We start from the raw sequence: 519 nt of genomic DNA, 5'->3' as shown, positions 1-519 counted from the left end.
GGGCGTCATGGCCGACCCGGAACTCGCGCCGGCCTTCGGCCCGGGCAGTCTGGCCGAGGCGCCACTCGCCGGGCGAATCGGGGAGCGGCTGATCCTCGGCCAGGTGGACCGGCTGCTGGTCACCCCGGAAAAGATCCTCGTGCTGGATTTCAAGACCAATCGCCCGCCGCCCGAGCTCGCCGAGGCCGCTCCATCCGCCTATCTGCGGCAGATGGCGGCCTATCGCGCCGTGCTCCGCGCCGCCTTTCCGGGCCGTCCCGTGGAATGCGCCCTCGTCTGGACCTATGGCGCCCGCGCCATGCCGCTGCCTGCCATGTTGCTGGATCGCTACGCCCCCGCTTGACCATCGGCGGGCGCGACACGACCTTCTCCCCCATCGGAATCGAGGACCCCCCATGAGCGAACTGACCAAGGCCGTGAGCGACGACAGCTTCAAGCAGGACGTGCTGGAGGCGAAGGGCGCCGTGCTGGTGGATTTCTGGGCCGAATGGTGCGGGCCCTGCCGGATGGTCGCGCCCA

Annotated in this window: 2 protein-coding genes; both read left to right on the top strand. The window is 70.1% G+C overall.

Annotated features, from left to right (window positions below; all coding sequences use genetic code 11):
• Positions 1–343 (top strand): PD-(D/E)XK nuclease family protein (locus tag AC1DWF_RS38575; protein ID WP_476843669.1); only part of this gene is annotated, 343 nt, incomplete at its 5' end.
• Positions 344–395: 52 nt separating this feature from the next.
• Positions 396–519: thioredoxin family protein (locus AC1DWF_RS38570; RefSeq protein WP_476843670.1), on the top strand; the 124-nt coding region annotated here is incomplete at its 3' end.

This window comes from Aminobacter sp. P4_D5 (assembly GCF_056401815.1).
The sequence above is the reverse complement of the archived record's forward strand: the minus strand, read 5'-3'. Positions and strand labels throughout refer to the sequence as shown.